Origin of the sequence: Peribacillus sp. AS_2 (genome assembly GCF_026891895.1) — a bacterium.
Classification (GTDB): domain Bacteria; phylum Bacillota; class Bacilli; order Bacillales; family DSM-1321; genus Peribacillus; species Peribacillus frigoritolerans.
Map to the genome: position 1 here is coordinate 54,957 of NZ_JAPTGA010000014.1, position 16,890 is coordinate 71,846.

14 protein-coding genes are annotated in these 16,890 nt (G+C 42.8%); 13 read left to right on the plus strand and 1 reads right to left on the minus strand.

The window, feature by feature from the left end; all coding sequences use genetic code 11:
* The first annotated feature begins 3 nt into the window (after nucleotides 1–3).
* Nucleotides 4–849, plus strand: coding sequence for a VOC family protein (locus OTG27_RS21245; RefSeq protein ID WP_268938035.1), 846 nt, complete (start codon nucleotides 4–6; stop codon nucleotides 847–849).
* A 33-nt stretch (nucleotides 850–882) separates the two neighbouring features.
* Nucleotides 883–1,569: an FMN-dependent NADH-azoreductase gene (locus OTG27_RS21250; RefSeq protein WP_268938036.1), complete on the plus strand. Its 687-nt coding sequence runs from the start codon at nucleotides 883–885 to the stop codon at nucleotides 1,567–1,569.
* Nucleotides 1,570–2,166: 597 nt separating this feature from the next.
* Here OTG27_RS21250 and OTG27_RS21255 read toward each other — a convergent pair.
* Nucleotides 2,167–3,579 carry a sigma-54 interaction domain-containing protein gene (locus tag OTG27_RS21255; RefSeq protein ID WP_057276823.1) on the minus strand — a complete coding sequence of 471 codons (1,413 nt, stop codon included), beginning with the start codon at nucleotides 3,577–3,579 and terminating at the stop codon, nucleotides 2,167–2,169.
* Nucleotides 3,580–3,961: 382 nt separating this feature from the next.
* Here OTG27_RS21255 and pruA point away from each other — a divergent pair, with 382 nt between their 5' ends.
* The 11 genes from pruA to OTG27_RS21310 all read left to right on the plus strand — a co-directional run bounded on the left by pruA (nucleotide 3,962) and on the right by OTG27_RS21310 (nucleotide 16,887).
* On the plus strand, nucleotides 3,962–5,509 hold the full coding sequence (gene pruA / locus OTG27_RS21260) for an L-glutamate gamma-semialdehyde dehydrogenase (RefSeq protein WP_268938037.1): 1,548 nt from the start codon (nucleotides 3,962–3,964) through the stop codon (nucleotides 5,507–5,509).
* An 18-nt stretch (nucleotides 5,510–5,527) separates the two neighbouring features.
* Nucleotides 5,528–6,721 (plus strand): ornithine--oxo-acid transaminase, encoded by a 1,194-nt coding sequence (locus OTG27_RS21265; protein WP_268938038.1) that lies wholly within the window; start codon nucleotides 5,528–5,530, stop codon nucleotides 6,719–6,721.
* A gap of 22 nt (nucleotides 6,722–6,743) precedes the next feature.
* Nucleotides 6,744–8,009: a Glu/Leu/Phe/Val family dehydrogenase gene (locus OTG27_RS21270; RefSeq protein ID WP_194719320.1), complete on the plus strand. Its 1,266-nt coding sequence runs from the start codon at nucleotides 6,744–6,746 to the stop codon at nucleotides 8,007–8,009.
* Between the two features lie 37 nt (nucleotides 8,010–8,046).
* Complete coding sequence (locus OTG27_RS21275; protein WP_048686804.1) at nucleotides 8,047–8,301, plus strand: biotin/lipoyl attachment domain-containing protein; 255 nt, start codon at nucleotides 8,047–8,049, stop codon at nucleotides 8,299–8,301.
* A gap of 658 nt (nucleotides 8,302–8,959) precedes the next feature.
* Nucleotides 8,960–9,640 (plus strand): DUF975 family protein, encoded by a 681-nt coding sequence (locus tag OTG27_RS21280; protein WP_048686802.1) that lies wholly within the window; start codon nucleotides 8,960–8,962, stop codon nucleotides 9,638–9,640.
* A gap of 392 nt (nucleotides 9,641–10,032) precedes the next feature.
* Complete coding sequence (locus OTG27_RS21285) at nucleotides 10,033–10,212, plus strand: DUF4083 domain-containing protein (protein ID WP_098937257.1); 180 nt, start codon at nucleotides 10,033–10,035, stop codon at nucleotides 10,210–10,212.
* A 756-nt stretch (nucleotides 10,213–10,968) separates the two neighbouring features.
* Nucleotides 10,969–12,204 carry a cytochrome P450 gene (locus tag OTG27_RS21290; protein WP_268938074.1) on the plus strand — a complete coding sequence of 412 codons (1,236 nt, stop codon included), beginning with the start codon at nucleotides 10,969–10,971 and terminating at the stop codon, nucleotides 12,202–12,204.
* 305 nt (nucleotides 12,205–12,509) lie between these two features.
* Entirely contained in the window at nucleotides 12,510–13,160 is a 651-nt protein-coding gene (locus tag OTG27_RS21295; RefSeq protein ID WP_063575398.1) for a phosphatase PAP2 family protein, read from the plus strand.
* Between the two features lie 83 nt (nucleotides 13,161–13,243).
* A complete protein-coding gene (locus tag OTG27_RS21300; RefSeq protein WP_063590355.1) occupies nucleotides 13,244–13,855 on the plus strand; it encodes a DedA family protein in 612 nt (203 codons plus the stop codon).
* A 178-nt stretch (nucleotides 13,856–14,033) separates the two neighbouring features.
* A complete protein-coding gene (locus OTG27_RS21305; RefSeq protein WP_063575400.1) occupies nucleotides 14,034–15,671 on the plus strand; it encodes a spore germination protein in 1,638 nt (545 codons plus the stop codon).
* Nucleotides 15,661–16,887, plus strand: coding sequence for a Ger(x)C family spore germination protein (locus OTG27_RS21310; protein ID WP_268938039.1), 1,227 nt, complete (start codon nucleotides 15,661–15,663; stop codon nucleotides 16,885–16,887). The genes OTG27_RS21305 and OTG27_RS21310 overlap by 11 nt, the downstream gene beginning before the upstream one ends.
* Nucleotides 16,888–16,890: the final 3 nt, after the last annotated feature.

Genomic DNA, 16,890 nt, shown 5'->3' on the forward strand with positions numbered 1-16,890 from the left:
AATATGGAAAAATTTCATCAAAAACCAATTACATTTGTTGGCGAAGTGAGTATTAATGTTTTGGATTTGAATAAGGCCATTCTGTTTTATCAAGAAATCATCGGTCTTCAAGTATTGAAAAAAACCGACCGGAAAGCTGTTTTGACGACAGACGGAAAAACCCCGTTGCTGACACTTGAGCAGCCTGCGGATGTGATTCCGAAAGAAGGGCGTACGACGGGCTTATATCACTTTGCTCTGTTGCTGCCTACCCGTGCCGACTTATCGATTTTTTTACGCCATTTACTTCAAACGAAATATCCATTTGGAGCGGCGGATCATGAAGTGAGTGAAGCGCTGTACATCACCGATCCGGATGGAAATGGCATCGAAGTATACTCTGACCGGCCATCAGCTGATTGGAGATGGGCAGGCGGGGAGGTCGAAATGGGCACGGATCCGTTGGATGGGAATGACCTGCTGAAAGAAAGCGATGGGGAGTGGAGCAAACTGCCTGCTGGTACCTTGATGGGGCATATACATCTGCATGTAGCGGACTTACGTAAAACGGAGGAGTTTTACATGCAAGGTCTTGGGTTTAGCGTCGTGAATCGATATGGAGGAGCGCTCTTTACTTCAACCGGCGGATATCATCATCACATCGGATTGAACACATGGAATGGCGTTGGTGCCCCTGCCCCGAAGGAAAATAGTGTGGGGCTAAACTGGTATACACTCGTTTATGCAGATGAAGAAGCGAGAAACAAAGTAACGGAGCAACTGGAAGGAATCGGGGCTGTCGTCACGAAAAAAGAAGGGTTTTTCGCTGTAACAGATCCATCAGGCAATGAGATTCATTTAATCGTCTAAATATTATAATCAGAAAGCAATGGTGAGAGGATAATGGGATTCTTAAGCAGATTATTTGGAAATAAAGAAGCCGCGGCAGAAGAGAATGGGAAAAGGACAAAAGTATTATTCGTGAAAGTGAACGATCGTCCAGCAGATCAGGCAATCAGCTCGAAAATGTATGACACATTCTTACAAACATATAAAGAGACACACCGTGCGGATGAAGTGACCGAGCTGGATTTATTTAAAGAAGAGCTTCCTTACTACGGAAATACGGCGATTACCGGACTATATAAACGCAACCAAGGTCTTGAACTGACAGCTGAAGAGGAATATGCCGCAAAACTGGTTGACCAATATTTAAATCAATTCATGGCCATGGATAAAGTGGTATTCGCTTTCCCTCTATGGAACTCAACGGTTCCTGCACCGTTAATCACATATCTTTCTTATTTGGCACAAGCAGGAATAATGTTCAATTATACGGCGGAAGGTCCTGTCGGGTATGCTGGAGATAAAAAAGTCATGCTATTGAATGCCCGCGGTTCTGATTATGCATTAGAAGGAATGGCTTCCGCTGAAATGGCCGTGAGTTTAGTGAAAAATATCATTAGTCTATGGGGTATTAAGAATCCGGAGACCGTGGTCATTGAAGGCCATAATCAGTATCCGGATCGGTCACAAAAAATCATCGCGGATGGTTTGGAAAACGTTGCAAAAGCGGCTGAAGCATTCTGATTGCAAAGTGAAAAGAATAGCAGGCAAAGAAAGGCCTCCATATCAATGGGGGCCTTTAGACTGTAGACAAATTCATGGAAAGCGACTTTGCCTGCTGTTTTTTATTTGAAAAACATTTCAGCTGATTTCAGAAACCCGCTCCCTTTCCGTAGACTGTCTGCCAAGCCGCATCAAAGCAAGCGTCTGCGGGGTCTCGGCTAGCCAGTTATTCGGCAGGAGTGTCGCAAATTTCTTCAATGAGGGTTAATCCCATATAAATGAATACAAAATCATGGAGTATATCCAACTCTTTTTTTAAATTCATTGTAATCATTTCCTCGTTAAATTCTTGTTAGGAATTCGGAATGTGACCAACCTACCGTTTTTTAAAAAACATTCCATTTGATTGGAGCGGGTGTTCGAGACTCCTGCGGAAAAGCGAGTCCAAGGGAGACCCCACAGGCGCAAGGAGCACCGAGGAGGCTCCCGGACCGCCCGCGGAAAGCGAGTGCCTGGAGTGGAGATCAACTTCCTAAACTTGCTCCCTTTCCGCTGGTAAACAAAAGGCCCTCCATACTAATGGGGGCCTTCTTTGTGCAGGGATGATATTATTTGTTATTATTTGACCTGATACTTTTTCAAACGGTATTGAAGGCTTTGGCGGCTAATATTCAGGGCCTTGGCTGCTTGGGAGATATTCATGCCATGTTCCTTCAATATCTTCTCCAAGTATTGCTTTTCAGTATTGGCGATATAATCATCAAGAGATAAGGTCGAATCCTGTAAATCTCCATTTGCATGAGTCTCTTTTCTTCCGGGATGAATGTCTTCCAAATGGGCTTTCTTCCTAAATAGAGCCGGAAGGTGGGTGATGGCAATCTTTGTATCGCCAGGCTCCATTAAATTCATGGCCCCCTCAATGATATGTTCGAGTTCCCTTACGTTCCCGGGCCAGTCGTAATCATAAAAAAGCGAGTAGACTTCTTCGCTGATCCCTTCTATATTCAATTCGAACAGCGCATTGAATTTCTCGATGAAGGATTGCGCCAGCAAAGGAATATCCTCTTTCCGTTCACGAAGAGGCGGGATGAATAACGAAACGACACTTAATCGGTAGTATAAATCCTTTCGTAAATGGTCATTTGAAATGGCATCTATCGGATCTTCATTTATCGTTGCAATGACCCTAACGTCAATTTGTTTATCCTTAGTATCCCCAACGCGGCGAATCGTCCTTTCTTGAAGGGCCCGTAATAATTTCGCTTGCATGTTCGGATTTAATGAGTTGATTTCATCTAGCAGGATGGTACCGCCCTGTGCCTGTTCGAATAATCCAGGCCGTTCGATCGATCCGGTGAAGGCGCCTTTCTTTGTGCCGAAGAGTATTCCTTCAATTAGACTGTCTGGCAGGGCAGCACAGTTTTGGCTGATGAAGGGTTGAGTCGAACGGCTGCTGCCATTATGGATGCTTTGGGCGAAGAGCTCTTTTCCGGTGCCCGTTTCCCCAACGATGAGGATGGAGGATGCCGTCCTGGTCGAGCGCTTGCACTTTTCTATCACTTCCAGGAAATTTTCACTCGTTCCGATGATGCTGTCAAAGGTATATTTGGTATCGCCCTTATTCAATATATTATCTTTAATGATTCTTTCCAGATTCGTTATATCCTTTGCCACTTCAATGGCCCCGATGATATTTTGCTTTTGATCCAAAATCGGAAACGTATTATTGATTGTTGTAATTTCCTGACCAAGATTATTGAAGTAGGTCTGCTTCGAGTTCTCGGTTGTCTTCCCCGAATGAAGAGCCCTTATTAATGTACTCTCCGTTTCTTCCTTGAATTTAAAGATTTCGTGAATCTTCTTCCCTAACACTTCTTCTGAATCCATTCCTTCGATTTCTGCCATTTTCTTGTTATATACAATCGTCCGCCCTTTTATATCGATTATATGTATCCCTGTATCGATTACATCCACAAGCGAATAGAGGATGGATTGGAAACCATCTATTTTAATGATTTGATCTAAATTCATGAATGCCTCCCGTTTTTCTTCTTTTCTTAGAGCTATTGTAGAGGAATTGAAGCAAAGGCGCAAATAAAATTTGCACAGCAAGATTATTTTGCATTGAAGTGCAAAAATATTTTGCGGAAAAAGTGAAAAAATGCTGTTTTTTATGGTTTTTCTAGTTGGCACGAAATTTGCATTAATAAAAAGTGTAAGGGTTAAGCGACAAAAATAGGGATTATAGCAAAAAATAATGGCATACTATGTCAATTTTGCCCTTAAAGTGCTGAATTTCATTGCATTTTTCAAGAAAAAACATTATTTTTTCGAAAAAATGAAAAGTTGGCACGGAACTTGCTTGTTTAATTAAGGGAGAAGTAAAAACATAAACTTAGGGAGATGAGACATAATGGTCCAAACATATAAACACGAACCATTTACTAATTTTAAAATCGAAGAAAACAATAAAGCTTTTCAAGCGGCATTGAATGATGTAGCTAATGATCTAGGGAAGAAATATCCGCTGATCATTAATGGTGAAAGAGTGTTTACTGATGAAGTCATTACCTCTGTAAACCCAGCAAATAAAGAAGAAGTTATCGGAACCGTATCCAAAGCGAATAAAGATCTTGCAGAGCAAGCGATGCAAGCGGCAGATAAGACATTCCAAACTTGGAGAAAAACGAAAGCGGAAGTGCGTGCAAACATTTTATTCAGGGCTGCAGCGATCGTTCGCAGAAGAAAACACTATTTCTCGGCTCTATTGGTTAAAGAAGCAGGGAAGCCTTGGAATGAGGCGGATGCAGATACAGCGGAAGCGATCGACTTCATGGAATACTATGCACGTCAAATGCTGAAGCTTAAAGACGGCATGCCAGTGGAAAGCCGTCCGATTGAACACAATGCTTTCAGTTATATTCCGCTTGGTGTCGGTGTCATCATCTCACCTTGGAACTTCCCGTTTGCGATCATGGCAGGCATGACGACGGCTGCTCTTGTTTCAGGTAATACGGTCCTATTGAAACCGGCCAGTACAACACCGGTCATTGCAGCTAAATTCATCGAAGTGCTGGAAGAAGCGGGCATGCCTGCAGGAGTTGTGAACTTCATTCCAGGAAGCGGTGCCGAAGTGGGCGATTATTTGGTAGATCATCCTCGTACACGTTTCATCAGCTTTACCGGATCTCGTGATGTCGGTATCCGTATTTATGAGCGTGCGGCAAAAGTACATGAAGGCCAGATCTGGTTAAAACGTGTCATCGCTGAAATGGGCGGTAAAGATACGATCGTTGTTGATAAAGAGGCTGATCTGGAATTGGCGGCACAATCAATCGTCGCTTCTGCATTCGGATTCTCCGGTCAAAAATGTTCTGCTTGTTCACGTGCTGTCATAGTGGAAGATGTATATGACCAAGTCTTGAATCGTGCCATTGAATTGACGAAAGAAAAAACGATCGGGGAACCAACAGATCTAAACAACTTCATGGGTCCGGTCATCGATCAAGCAGCTTTCGATAAAGTCATGAGCTACGTTGAAATCGGTAAAGAAGAAGGGAAAATTGTTACAGGGGGAGAAGGAGACAATTCAAAAGGTTTCTTCATCCAGCCAACTATCATTGCCGATGTGGATGAGAACGCACGTGTCATGAAAGAAGAGATTTTCGGACCGGTTGTTGCATTCTGTAAGGCAAAAGATTTCAATCATGCAATCGAGATTGCCAATAACACGGATTATGGATTAACGGGTGCAGTCATCTCAAACAACATTGAACATATCGAACAAGCGCGTGAGGATTTCCACGTAGGTAACTTGTACTTCAATCGTGGCTGTACTGGTGCCATTGTAGGATACCAGCCATTTGGCGGATTCAATATGTCAGGTACAGATTCAAAAGCGGGCGGTCCTGATTATTTAGTTCTTCATCTTCAAGGTAAAACAACATCTGAAACGCTATAAATTTTAGGGGGAATCAACATGACAACTTTAACTGAAAAATTAATCGAGCAAACAGAACAATATGGTGCAAACAATTATAATCCACTTCCAATCGTCATTTCGAAGGCAGAAGGAGTTTGGGTGGAAGATCCTGAAGGCAACAAATATATGGATATGCTTAGTGCCTATTCAGCAGTGAACCAAGGCCACAGGCATCCGAAAATCATCGACGAATTAAAAAAACAAGCTGATCGCGTAACATTGACATCCCGTGCATTCCATAGTGATAAATTAGGACCATGGTATGAAATGGTTTCACGCATTACGCAAAAAGACATGGCACTGCCTATGAATACAGGTGCTGAAGCCGTTGAAACAGCCATCAAAGCTGTTAGACGCTGGGGCTATGATGTTAAGGGAATTGCAGAAAACCAAGCTGAAATCATTGCTTGTATCGGGAACTTCCATGGCCGGACGATGGCAGCCGTGTCCTTGTCATCCGATGATGAATATAGAAGGGGCTTTGGACCGATGCTGCCTGGGATCAAGCTTATCCCTTACGGCGATCTTGATGCATTGAAAGAAGCGATTACACCGCAAACGGCTGGATTTTTAATCGAACCGATTCAAGGTGAAGCGGGAATCATCATTCCGCCACAAGGATTCTTAAAAGAAGCTTACGACTTATGTAAAGAAAATAATGTCCTATTCGTTTCTGATGAAATTCAGTCAGGACTTGGACGTTCAGGAAAAATGTTCGCCTCTGACTGGGATGGAGTAGTTCCCGATATGTACATTTTAGGTAAAGCGCTGGGCGGAGGGGTTTTCCCAATCTCTTGCGTAGCAGCGAACCGTGAAATCCTTGGCGTATTCAATCCTGGTTCCCATGGTTCTACATTCGGCGGCAATCCATTGGCATGTGCGGTTTCCATCGCTTCATTGGAAGTCCTTGAAGAAGAGAAGCTTGCGGAACGTTCATTGGAGCTTGGGCAATACTTTATGGATCGTTTAAAAGAAATCAAGAATCCAATGATTAAAGATATCCGCGGCCGAGGCTTATTCATCGGAGTCGAATTAACAGAAGCGGCAAGACCTTATTGTGAGCAGCTTAAAGAAGAAAAACTGCTATGTAAAGAAACACATGATACAGTTATCCGTTTTGCTCCGCCATTAGTGATTACTAAAGAAGACTTGGATTGGGCAATCGAACGCATTAATAAAGTTTTATCCTAATATACCTATGAGGTGAATTCCATTGAGTACAACAATCAAAGAAGAAAAAGAAACAGCCAGCTTGCTTGATTCAACACAGGTCGTAATCAAGGAGGCGCTGAATAAGCTTGGCTATTCTGAAGAAGTGTTCGAGCTTTTGAAGGAACCTCTACGGATGCTTACCGTCCGGATTCCAATTAAGATGGATGACAATTCGACGAAGATTTTTACTGGATACCGTGCCCAGCACAACGATGCTGTCGGTCCGACGAAAGGCGGAATCCGTTTTCATCCTGAAGTCGATGAGGAAGAAGTCAAGGCACTTTCAATGTGGATGAGTTTGAAATGCGGAATCGTGAATCTGCCATATGGCGGAGGAAAAGGCGGCATCATCTGTGATCCGCGCCAAATGTCAATCGGTGAATTGGAAAGGCTTAGCCGTGGATACGTTCGGGCAATCAGCCAAATAGTGGGGCCGACTAAAGATATCCCGGCCCCAGATGTTTATACGAATTCACAAATCATGGCATGGATGATGGACGAGTACAGTAGAATAAGAGAACACGATTCTCCTGGTTTCATTACAGGTAAGCCACTGGTACTGGGCGGTTCACACGGCAGGGAAAAGGCGACTGCACAAGGTGTCACCATCTGTATCGAGGAAGCGGCAAAGCGTAAGGGCATAGAATTGAAAGGTGCACGCATCATCGTCCAAGGGTTTGGGAATGCAGGAAGCTTTTTGGCCAAATTCATGCATGATGCAGGTGCGAAAGTGATTGGCATATCGGACGCATATGGTGCCATCTATAAACCTGAGGGTCTGGATATCGATTACTTACTTGATAAAAGGGATAGCTTTGGAACGGTAACGACACTATTCGATCATACAATCACCAACCAGGAGCTTCTGGAACAAGATTGTGATATTTTAGTGCCTGCTGCCATTTCCAATCAAATCACCAAAGAGAATGCACATCTTATCAAAGCCCAAATTGTCGTAGAGGCCGCGAATGGACCTACCACATTGGAGGCAACCAAGATCTTGACGGAACGCAATGTGCTTCTCGTACCTGATGTTTTGGCAAGTTCAGGCGGTGTGACAGTTTCTTACTTCGAATGGGTTCAAAATAATCAAGGTTATTATTGGGAAGATGAAGAGGTCCAAACCAAATTAAAAGCGTTATTGGTCAACTCATTTAATCAAATATATGAAATGTCCGAGACGAGAAAAGTGGATATGAGGCTTGCAGCGTATATGGTGGGTGTCAGAAAAATGGCAGAAGCCTCGATATTCCGCGGCTGGGTATAAGCTATAGTCTAATAATGGGGAGTGGAGGAGTGATTCCGTGTTAAAACCGATTCATACCATCGAGTGTGCTCAAGATGGGACCGTCGAACAAGTTTACGTTCAAAAGGATTCCTATGTTTATGAATGGGAAAGGCTCTTTTTAGTGAAGACGGAAGATGGGAAATTGATTGATGTTTCAATAGGTGCCAGTGGTCACATTACTGAAATTAATGTTTCGGCAGGGGATCCTATTAATAGAAAGCTTCCTTTAGCTTTGCTCCAAGACGATTTTGTTATAACTGGCTCTGATTGATTATAGGAAAGAGGGTGTTCCAAAGGCGGAAGCGATTTCTGCTTTGGGATGCTCTTTTTTTTGTTGTGATCATTTATAAGGCGGTGACAAAGCCAGGAAAAAGTTTGAAAAGGAAACACGATGAGGGCTCGATCGTGGTGAGAAGAACATGAAGGACAATCCCACTTACGAAGATTCATCCCACACTTCAATCAGATCGTAATGTCGATAAGTGGTGGGTAGTTCAACCATGCTGTTCGAAAGATTTTGGAATAGATTAAATGAGTGGCCCGGTCTACCTGGGAAAAGGAAAAAAGAACTAGATTAACATAAGGACTTTTAACTAAGATAAATACATGCTCCTTCGCTGACCATACGTCATAACAGGGTATGGTTCCGCGAAGGTATTTTGATTTGGAAGGGCATATTGTCTTATTCCTGTTCATAAACTTTTACAAGCCAATACCAAGGCAAGAAAGGAGTGGATCATGGTTGCTCGAAACCGGTTGACTCTATCCGTGTGCGCTTTCTAGGAATTTAAGCTCGCGGCTAGAAGCTAGTATGTTAAATACAAATTGAGATTTAGACATCAAATAAATAGTGGTTTTTCTGAATCCATCCAAATTTACAATGAAAAATTCAGAATTCCGCCGTTTAAAAGAGGGGAGTTAATCAGAGTATGAGAATCTCAGAATTAAAGAGGAAAGCCCTTCAGTCGTTGGGAGGTAAATGGGGAGTAACTGTTTCGCTTATGTTGCTGTTATTCTTGATCAACCTCATTTTTCCTTTAATTGTCGAAGTGATTGGAAGCGGTGGTTTTTCAGAATGGCTCATGCAGGAAGACACACCGTTATGGTCCGATATCTTCAGTATGGTCTTTTCCATTGCCTTAATCCCGCTTACCATTTCAACCACTTGGTTCTACCTGAATTTAGTTAGGGAAGGGAATCCTGGCATTCCAGAAGTGTTCGCTATCTATAAAGATGGAAAAACCTCTTTCAAGCTTATTGGGGCTTCCATCTTACAGGCAATTTTCATTTTTTTATGGTCATTATTATTAATCATTCCGGGTATCATCAAGGCCATCGCTTATTCGCAGCAGTTTTTCTTATTGAAGGATCATCCTGAATACACGGTGCTTGAAGCCATTACAGAGAGCAAAAAAAGAATGAAGGGCTTGAAATGGAAGTATTTCCTTATGCACCTAAGCTTCATCGGGTGGGGCATCCTTTGCATGTTCACGCTGGGAATTGGTTTACTATGGTTGATTCCTTATGCAGGAACAACAACGGCTGCATTCTATGAAGAACTGATTGTACCTCAAGAAGATATTGACGATGATCAACAAATAGAGGGATAAAAGATAAACCGATAGCATTTGGCTATCGGTTTAAATTTATAGACAAAAGTGGTTTTACCTAAAATTTTAAAACATAGTTGATTGGAACGGAAGGTGCGAGACTCCTGCGGGAAAAGCGCGTCGAGGGGAGACCCCGCAGGCGCAAGGCGCCGAGGAGGCTCCCGGACCGCCCGCGGAAAGCGAGTGCCTGGAGTGGAAATCGACGTTCGAGGTTTTATAAACCCTCATAAAAACTGAAACAAACTTGATTTTCATCGATTTTGTCTAAAGTCTGCAATCGGTAGCAAAATGCTATCGGTTTTTTATTCCCGATTCTCCTTAAAAAGGTTAAATTGTTCATTTTGCCTGGTGTATAATAGAATATTGAGAATGCCATTTAGGGGGATTACATAGTGAGTGGGTATAATATTGCGGATCTGGTATACCAATTGCTTTGCCTTTTATTTCTAATCCTGATCATCGTTGGGACCGTATCCCTTTTCCGTTCCATCAAGCACCGTAAAACCAGACTGGATATCATGGAAAAGAAAATGGATGATTTGCATGAACTGATTAAAAGGGGAAAAAATTGACGGCGGCATCGTGCAGGCGTTCAAGCTGCAGGTAAACTCGAAGAAAAGCGAGTTTGCCTGCAGTTTTTTTATTTAAACAGCTTGATTTCAGAAATAATTTAATCCTATATAAAAGTGTGAAAAAGTCTAGCCTTATTTTAAATCATGGTTATCACCTGTGATAGCTTGATGGGCATTCGGCAGGAAACCATTCCGAACCCTATGTTGTCGCAGTTTTTATTAATTGGAAAACGTTCCAGTTGATTTGAACGGAAGGTACGTGACTCCTGCGGGAAAACCGTGTCCAAGGGAGACCTCACAGGCGCCAAGAGCGCCGAGGAGGCTCCCGGACGGCCCACGGAAAGCGAGTGCCTGGAGTGAAAAGCAACGTGATCAACAAACTCCGGCAATTATAAAATAATTTATACTGAAATAACTTAGTGGAAAGCGCTGTCTCCAAATTTGAAAAAAGAGGAGTGGATTTTAGCATCAATTGAGAGACATAAAAAAATAGAAAAAGAAAGGGAATTGTAAAAAAATAAGCAGTTTTACATAGGGGTGTCGGGATTTTGGGGCAAATTTCATGTAAGGCCGCTGGTATGTAAGATGCATGGTTTGTTGCGGTCTTTTACCCTATAATGGAATAGATGTGTATTTAAGGATTTGGTGAAAAAGTCTATCAGGAATGCTCGACCCTATAACAAATCGACGGAGTTGGAGAATGCTTAACATTCGGTCCTTTTGTTAGGTAACTTTTAAGAAGTGGGAGGAGTCGGTATCATGAAAGAAGTTATTGCAGTAAAAGAAATTACTGGGTTTAAAACAAGGACGGAGGAATTTAGCCCGTACGCTTGGTGTAAAAGGATGTTAGAAAATGACCCTGTGAGTTATCACGAAGGAACGGATACGTGGAATGTTTTTAAATATGAAGATGTGAAGCGGGTTCTCAGTGATTATAAACATTTTTCAAGTGTACGGAAACGGACCACGATATCGGTTGGAACGGATAGTGAGGAAGGTTCTGTGCCTGATAAAATCAAAATCACTGAAGCGGATCCACCTGATCATAGAAAACGTCGTTCACTGCTGGCAGCAGCATTCACACCTAGAAGTCTTCAAAACTGGGAACCTCGCATTCAGGAAATTGCAGATGAATTGATTGGACAAATGGATGAGGAAACGGAAATCGATATTGTGGCATCATTGGCGAGTCCGCTTCCGATCATTGTCATGGCCGATTTGATGGGAGTTCCCTCGAAAGATCGTTTATTGTTTAAGAAATGGGTGGATACCTTATTTCTTCCTTTTGATAGAGAAAAACAAGAAGAAGTAGATAAATTGAAGCAAGTGGCAGCAAAAGAATACTATCAGTATTTGTATCCGATTGTTGTGCAAAAACGTTTGAACCCGGCGGATGATATCATCTCAGATTTATTGAAGTCAGAAGTGGATGGGGAAATGTTTACGGATGATGAGGTTGTCCGGACGACCATGCTGATTTTAGGTGCAGGAGTCGAGACAACCAGTCATTTATTGGCCAATAGCTTTTATTCGCTGCTATATGATGACAAAGAAGTTTATCAAGAGTTACATGAACACCTGGATTTAGTTCCGCAGGCGGTCGAAGAAATGCTCCGTTTCCGATTCAATCTTATTAAATTGGATCGCACTGTAAAGGAAGATAACGATCTATTGGGAGTGGAATTGAAAGAAGGGGATAATGTGGTTGTTTGGATGAGTGCAGCTAATATGGACGAAGAGATGTTTGAAGACCCCTTCACACTTAATATCCACCGCCCTAATAATAAGAAACATCTCACATTCGGTAATGGCCCTCACTTCTGCCTGGGAGCGCCGCTTGCCAGGCTGGAAGCGAAGATTGCGCTTACTGCATTCCTGAAGAAATTCAAGCATATTGAAGCGGTGCCATCGTTCCAGTTAGAAGAGAATCTTACCGATTCAGCGACAGGGCAAACTTTGACCTCACTGCCGCTTAAGGCAAGCCGCATGTAAAAAACGAAAAACCTTGTGCCTAACCTGCATAAGGTTTTTTTTTCTTTTTACATGTTGAATGGTATGCGTTAAATATGTTCCTGTCGCTCCTTGAAACGTTCGGCAGGAAATCTTATAGTAACCTGAAGTTGAGGTGACAATGACGAATAGAGTAGTATGATAAAGTAGAAAATTTTGTGCCCAGGCATGTTCCCCGAATTAGGTTGGCGGGCGATGAAGCAATTACACCCACCATGTAATGAAGAAGATATGATAAAATAGAAATTTCCAGATGAAACAGTTTTAATAAGTGAAAGGATGTTATCATGAAATTGAAGCAGCAATTAACCATTGCCTTTATAATAAGTGTATTTTCTTTAATCGGGTTCAGTTTCATGGCATTTACAATAAGTGCAAATGAATACCTGAAATTTGATGAAGATGTGATTTCCTTGGTGCAGGGAATTGAGTCCCCTCTGCTGACGGACATCATGAAGTTCTTTACTTACATAGGTTCAACTGCTTCACTGATCATCCTTTCCTTGGTCATTTTGTTTTTCTTATATAGGGTTTTGAAGCATCGTTTGGAACTAGTTTTATTCACTGCAGTCATCGTGGGTTCACCTCTTCTCAATTTGATGGTTAAGCTATTCTTTCAACGCGCCCGCCCCGATTTACATCGACTCATCGATATAGGGGGATACAGTTTCCCGAGTGGACATGCCATGAATGCATTTTCTTTATACGGTATTCTTACATTTCTGCTATGGCGTCACATTACGGCTAGGTGGGCAAGGATTCTCTTGATTCTTTTCAGCATGATGATGATCCTCTCGATAGGTATTAGCCGAATATACTTGGGGGTCCATTATCCTAGTGATATCATAGCCGGGTATTTGGCAGGCGGTTGTTGGATTGCGATTTCCATCTGGTTTTTCCAAAGGTATCAAGACCGGCGGAAGAACAAAGATCGTTAATAAAGGGAGCAAGGTTATTGCAAGATAGGCAGCCGGCAGGTAACAAGCCAGCTGTTGATTCAAGAGAGTTAGGAGCGTATTAAATGGAAAACTGGATTACGGAATTCATGAATGATTTTGGGTATATGGGAATCTTTCTATTAATAGCATTGGAGAATATTTTCCCGCCGATCCCGTCTGAGGTCATTCTTACTTTTGGCGGTTACATGACGACTAAAGCGGATATGACGATTATCGGTGTCGTTATCGCTTCGACTCTAGGGTCTGTGGCAGGGGCCGTCGTCCTTTATGGAATTGGTTTACTTCTTGATGTGAAGGTCATTGAAAGGTTCGTGGAAAGATGGGGCCATATTCTTCGGTTAACGGTATCGGACGTCCATAAGGCGAATTCATGGTTTGACAAATACGGGTCATGGACCGTGTTTTTCTGCAGGCTGGTTCCGCTGATCAGAAGTTTGATCTCGATTCCAGCAGGGATGTCCCATATGAGCTTTTGGCTCTTCCTGATTTACACAACATCCGGAACATTAATTTGGAACATCATCTTGGTGAATATCGGGGCAGCTGTTGGCTCTTCGTGGGAAGATATTGTAGGGTACATGGACATTTATTCAAACATCGTATATGCGATACTGGCCTTGCTATTGATCGCTTTCGTTGTTTTGATTTTTAGAAGAAATAAAGGCAAAGTATAATCTCAGTTTAGTTGATTGGGCAGTTATCATCGGCATTCATTCCCTAACCGAATATGACCATCAAAGGCTGTCATTGCGACAGCCTTTTTCTTATTGGAGGAAGAACACTGAACCTAGAATAAAGGGGGGGTGCTTTGGACAAAATGAATGAAACGAAAAAGGAATGAGGTTCGGTGCTATGGCTTCTTTTTTCAAACAAAAGAGACAAGTGAAGCAACGTGAAAAGAAAAAGGAAGATGAAAGTCAATCCAAAAGCAAAACGCCTGATTATATTGAAAGTTCCCTTTCTGCCAATCTGGAAATCGTGAAGAAAAAGACGGGAAAAAGTCCCGACATCATTATCCGAACGTTGAAAATCGGACTAAACCCGGAGATAAAAACAACTATTTTGTATGTGCAGGGTCTGATTGATAATCCTAGCGTTACGGATTTTATAATTGAATCAATCATGAAAAATCCCCACCTATCAAAAAACATACTTCCACTGGAAGCAATGGAAATTATCTCTGAGGACGTGGTTTCCCTCGGTGGCGTGGAAAGGGTCACGGACTGGGAAAAGCTATTTTTGACATTATTATCAGGGGACACCATCATTTTTATTGATGAAGTAAACGTCGCCCTGGTTGCCAGTACAAGAGGAGGAGAGAAGCGCTCCATTCAGGAGCCAAGCACGCATTTGACTGTCCGGGGATCTAGGGAAGGGTTTACGGAATCGAATGGAACGAACATCGCCATGTTACGCCGCATCATCAATACCCCGGATTTATGGATAGAGTCGATGAAAATAGGCACGGTGACAAAAACGGACGTTTCCATCATGTATATAAATGGAATTGTCAAGGAAGGAATTGTCGAGGAGGTCAAGAAGCGCTTAAATCGAATTAACATCGATAGCATTCTTGAATCAGGATATATTGAACAATTGATAGAAGACCAGGTCATGACCCCATTCCCAACCCTTAACCATACAGAAAGACCGGATATGGTCGCAGGAAACCTGCTGGAAGGAAGAGTGGCGATATTCGTAAATGGAACGCCTTTTGTCTTGATCGCCCCGGCATTGTTCGTACAATTTTTCCAATCTGTCGAAGACTACTATAATCGCTTCGACATTGCTTCAGCGACACGTTTTTTACGGATCATCGTTTTCATCATCTCGATAGTCGGGCCGGCTGTCTATGTTGCAGCCACGACTTTTCATCAGGAAATGATTCCAACGAAGCTGCTGGTCATTGTAGCGGCCCAAAGGGAAACGGTTCCTTTGCCTGCCGTCGTTGAAGCGCTTCTTATGGAAATGACCTTTGAAATATTACGGGAAGCAAGTCTTCGGATGCCAAAGGCCGTTGGTTCGACGATGTCCATTGTCGGGGCATTGGTCATCGGGCAGGCGGCCGTCCAGGCTGGTATCGTATCGCCGGCAATGGTCATCATCGTCTCGATCACGGCGATTGCCAGTTTTGCAACGCCTTCTTATGCCATAGCGATTTCTGCCCGCATTGTGCGGTTCGGATTCATCATTTGTGCCGGCATGTTAGGCTTTTATGGGATGATTTTAGCCTTTATCATCCTTATTGTCCATTTATGCAGCCTGCGTTCACTTGGAGTTCCTTATATGACACCGCTCGCCCCTCTGAACCCAAAAGGGCTGGGCGACACATTCTTCAGAAGACCTATATGGGCATTCAAGGAAAGGCCGCAATATTTGACCAATGAAAATAATCTGATCAGGGAAGGCAATAACCAAAGACCGCTGCCTCCTGAATCGCGTGGAATGAAAACTTCTGACGGGAAAAAAGGTGAAGGCAATGAATCGTAAAAGATTAGTTCTGCTCTTGATAATATTGATCGCCGCCACATTCACCACAGGCTGTTGGGATAAAACAGAGTTAAATGAAATGGCCATCGTTTCGGCGGTCGGACTCGATAGAAATAAAGAAGGAAAGTTAGTGGGAACTTTCCAAATCATTAATCCGGGGAATGTTGCCGGAGCTCTTCAGGGCGGCGGCGGATCGAATCCACCCATATCCATTTTTAGGGCCACGGGAAATAATGTGCTTGAATTGGATGGCATCGCTTCAACGAAAATCTCCCGAGATATGTATTTTGCCCATGCCAACCTGGTTGTCATCGGTGAGGAACTAGCAAAAGAAGAGGGCCTTAACGATATTTTCGATGCATTTGAGCGCTCACCGGAATTCAGGGCAACTACGAGGATCGTGATTGCCCGGGGTGTGAAAGCCAAGGATATTGTCGAAACGTTAACCGCAATCGATAAGGTATCAGCCGAGAAAGTCATTAGGACGATTGAAACCACTGAAAAAACCCAGGGGAAAAGTATTAGCATCAATCTCCAAGAGGTAATCAAGAATCTGCTTAGTACCGGAAAAGAACCGATAATAAGCGGTTTTACCGTGAGAGGAAACACGGGTAAGGAAGATAAAATGGAGAATACCATGTCCTCGGATATTGAGGCGAACCCTAATGCAGCAGGGATAGGTGTTTTTAAAGATGGCAAATTGATTGACTGGCTGGATGGTGATAAGGCAATAGGATCAATGTGGGTATTGGATAGAATCGAAAATGTCCATTTATACCTTGATTGGGAGGGTAAAAAAAACGCAGTCACCTATTCAGTCATTCGCCAAAAAACCAACATCGGGGTAAAATTGGTAAACGGGAAACCGAAAATATCGATAAAGGTCCGTGCAGAGGGAGATATCCGGGAAGCGAATGTTCCTTTGAATCTAACCGATATGCATGTTCTGATAGATATTGAAAGGAAGTTAGCGAAAGACTTGAAGAAGGAGATGGAAGACGCAATCGTTCGGGCACAAAAAAATAAATCCGATATTTTTGGCTTTGGGGAGCTCATGCACGAATCCCATCCGAAAGAATGGAAGAAACTAGAGAAAAACTGGGACGACGAAACTTTTCCTAAACTGGAAGTTGATGTGCAGGTAGAAACTTTCATTCGCCGTACCGGATTACGTAATAAGCCATTTCTTTCAAATTTACAAAAGAAAGATCAATAATGG